Below are 3,400 nucleotides of genomic sequence, written 5' to 3' on the forward strand. Positions count from 1 at the left end.
TTTAACAGCTTGCGCTGCAATGCGTGTGCGTCGTGCTCTTCACTTAGCTCCGCGCCCAGCATGAAGCCTTCGCCGCGTACATCCATAATGGATTGCGGAAGCTGCTTCATGAGAAACGTAAGCTTTTCTTTGAAATATGCGCCTGTTTGTACGATATGCGCAAGCATCGCACTGTCAATCTTTTGCGTAACGTAACATCCCGCCGCGCACGCAAGCGGATTGCCGCCGAACGTGGAGCCGTGGTCGCCCGCCGAAAACGCCGCCGCAAGCTTTTCGTTTGCGAGGCATGCGCCGATGGGCACGCCGCTGCCAAGGGCTTTGGCAAGCGTGATGATATCTGCTTTGACGTTGTAATGCTCCTGCGCAAGTAACTTGCCCGTGCGTCCCATACCGGTCTGTACCTCGTCGATGATGAGGGGAACGTCGTAGGTATCGCACAAGCTGCGCACAGCGAAAACAAACTCTTTTTCAAGCGGAAGTACGCCGCTTTCGCCCTGTATTACTTCTAATATTACACCGCAGACATCCGCTGATATAGCGGCTTTTGCGGCATCTGTATCGTTTGCGTCGATATAGGTAAAATCGTAAATCATGGGGCGAAAGGGGATGCGGAACTTCTCCTGTCCGGTCGCGCTGAGGGTCGCTAATGTCCGCCCGTGAAAGCTTTGCTTTAAAGCCACAAAGTGTTCGGAACTGCTTCCTTTGGTATAGGTATATTTTTTGGCAAGTTTTAAGGCACACTCATTTGCCTCTGCGCCGCTATTGCCGAAGAACACTCGCGCGTAGCCCGTCTTTTCACACAACAGTTGCGCAAGACGGGTCTGCGGTTCGTTGTAAAAATAATTACAGGTATGGATGAGGGAATCTACCTGCTCTTTTAAAGCGGATTTGAAGCCCTCGTCAGAATAGCCAAGGCAATTGACCGCGATGCCGGCGAGGAAATCCGTATATGCCTTGCCGCCTTCATCGTAGAGCTTCGCGCCTTTGCCGTGCGTGAATACGGCGGGCATACGCTCGCCGAACACTTCCATATAATATTGCTTGTCCAGTTGTTTTAATTCGTCGTAGTTCATCAAAGCTCCTAATTAGCCGGTAACCATCGTACCGATGCCCGAATCGGTGAAGATCTCCAGTATGATCGGGTGGGGAATCGTGCCGTTTAAGATATGCGCGCGTTTGACCCCGTGCTCTAAAGCGGTCAAACAGCCGTTTACCTTGGGCAGCATACCGCCCGTGATCTTTCCGTCTTCGATCATATTAAGTATATCTGTTTTGGACGCTACATACAAGAGAGATTCGGGATCATTTTCGTTGGTACGGATGCCATCCGTATCCGTTAGGAAAATAAGCTTTTCTGCCTGCAAAGCTGTGGCGATTTCACCTGCAACCGTATCGGCATTGATGTTGTAGCTTTCGCCGTGATCGCCTGTGCCCACCGGCGCGATGACCGGGATATATTGGTCGTGCGCGAGCGTCTGCAGCAGCGTCGTATTGATGGACGTGATCTTGCCCACATTGCCGAGATCGATACCGTTTTTCGGCGGGGCTTTGACTGCCTTTAGGATATTGCCGTCAATACCGCATAGGCCGATCGCCGAAGCACCCATGCCGTTCAGCTTGGCAACAATTTCTTTGTTGATCTTACCCGTCAGCACCATTTGCACGACTTCCATGGTTGCATCGTCTGTGACACGCAGGCCGTCGATGAACTTTGGCTCGATCTTCAAAGCTTTTAGCATATTGTTGATGTCGGGACCGCCGCCATGCACTAAGATGGGGTTCATGCCCACAAATTTTAAGAGCGTCACATCCTCTAAAATCTTTTGCGTGAGGTCTTCGTTGAGCATGGCGGCGCCGCCGTACTTGATGACGATGGTCTTGCCAAACAGGCGCTGGATGTAGGGCAGTGCCTCTATGAGCATGTTTGCCCGGTTCAAATATTGTTCCATCTTAAAATCTTCCATGGTTATGTATTCCTTCATCTTTCCTTTGTATTATTTCTTGCTAACTATGTTCGTCAGGAACAAATCGGTTTCCCTAAAGGGACGATGTGCAAGCGGGAACGCGAAGCAAAACAACGTGAGCGCAAATCAGAGATACCAAGCCACTTGCGGCAGGCCTGTCGTTTCGTCTAGACCGTTCATGATGTTGAAGTTCTGGATCGCCTGTCCGGCGGCGCCTTTTATCAGGTTGTCCGTACACGATACGACGACGATGCGCCCCGTGCGGGGAGAGAACTCGTAGCCGATCATACAATTGTTAGAGCCTACCACATATTTTAGCTCCGGCAGCTTGCCACAGGAGAGCACATGCGTAAAGGGCTTGCCGCCGTATGCGTCCGCGTAAGCCTGTGCAACGGACGCTTCATCCGCATGATTGGAAAGCTCCGCATAAATTGTAGCTAGAATACCGCGTTTTACGGGCAAAAGGTGAGGCGTGAACAGCAGAGTGATGTCGCTTCCGGAAAGCTTTGTGAGTTGCTCCTCGATCTCTGACGTATGGCGGTGGTTTGCCACCGAATAAGCCTTAAAGTTGTCCGCTGTCTCGCAATAGGAAAAGGCAAGGGATTCTTTCCTGCCCGCGCCTGTCACGCCGGATTTGGCATCGATGACGATACCGTCCGTTTTGATGAGGCCGTTTTTCAGGAGCGGCGCTAAGGCAAGGATACTCGTCGTCGTATAGCAGCCCGGGTTTGAGGTAAAACTCGTATTTTCGATTTCTTTTTTATAGTATTCGCTCAAGCCGTAGACAGCCTGCGCGTTTTCCTCTTTTGCTGTATGGGGCAGGGCGTACCATTTTTCGTAGACGTCCGTATCGTCGTAACGGAAGTCACCGGACAAATCGATCAACTTGAGTCCCGCTGCTAAAAGCCCAGGCGCGGCAGCAAGCGACTGGCCGTGTGGAAGGCATAAAAATGCATAATCTGAATGCTTGGCGATGGACTCGATATCAAGATCGGAAAGAACGATCGTTTTTGCGGGGATGAAGTTTGCATATATCTCATCAAGTGTCTTATTTGCAAAGTTTTTGGATACTGCTACTGTTATGTTGACGTGGGGATGCTGGTTTAGAAGGCGTATGAGCTCCGCGCCTACATATCCCGTTGCGCCGATGATGCTTACGTTTATCATGGTTTTATGCTCCTTGTGTTTGATTCTACATAATTATACATTGAAATGAATAATTATGCAATAGCGATTTTGCAGGAAGTTTACCATCCGCCGAAATATGATGCGGCGATGATTCCAGACACAATAACCGCAATGATACTGCCAAAGATGGCGAAAAGCTTCATGGAACGCTTGATTTCGGACAGGGAAGTATCGCGGCGCACCTTAATTGCGGCTTCAAGACGGCATGCTTCTTGCTCCCCAAATGTATTTTTGATCCAGTCGGGATC

The 3,400-nt window shown here is 50.3% G+C and carries 4 protein-coding genes; all 4 read right to left on the reverse strand.

Annotated features, from left to right (window positions below; genetic code table 11):
* Nucleotides 1-1,073: acetylornithine/succinylornithine family transaminase (locus VB081_RS09290; RefSeq protein WP_323400541.1), on the reverse strand; the 1,073-nt coding region annotated here is incomplete at its 3' end.
* A 12-nt stretch (nt 1,074-1,085) separates the two neighbouring features.
* The gene (gene argB / locus VB081_RS09295) at nt 1,086-1,964 is read right to left on the reverse strand and encodes an acetylglutamate kinase (protein ID WP_331676022.1); all 879 of its coding nucleotides are present in this window, start codon (nt 1,962-1,964) and stop codon (nt 1,086-1,088) included.
* Between the two features lie 126 nt (nt 1,965-2,090).
* The gene (argC, locus tag VB081_RS09300; protein WP_323400542.1) at nt 2,091-3,131 is read right to left on the reverse strand and encodes an N-acetyl-gamma-glutamyl-phosphate reductase; all 1,041 of its coding nucleotides are present in this window, start codon (nt 3,129-3,131) and stop codon (nt 2,091-2,093) included.
* An 80-nt stretch (nt 3,132-3,211) separates the two neighbouring features.
* The coding region (locus VB081_RS09305; RefSeq protein ID WP_323400543.1) for a hypothetical protein at nt 3,212-3,400 on the reverse strand (189 nt) is incomplete at its 5' end.

This window comes from Christensenella sp., assembly GCF_034927525.1.
Lineage (GTDB): Bacteria > Bacillota > Clostridia > Christensenellales > Christensenellaceae > Christensenella.

Bases quoted from the DNA above. Each gene is read 5' to 3' on its own strand.
- argB (WP_331676022.1), bottom strand. From the start codon at position 1,964: ATGGAAGATTTTAAGATGGAACAATATTTGAACCGGGCAAACATGCTC.
- argC (WP_323400542.1), bottom strand. From the start codon at position 3,131: ATGATAAACGTAAGCATCATCGGCGCAACGGGATATGTAGGCGCGGAG.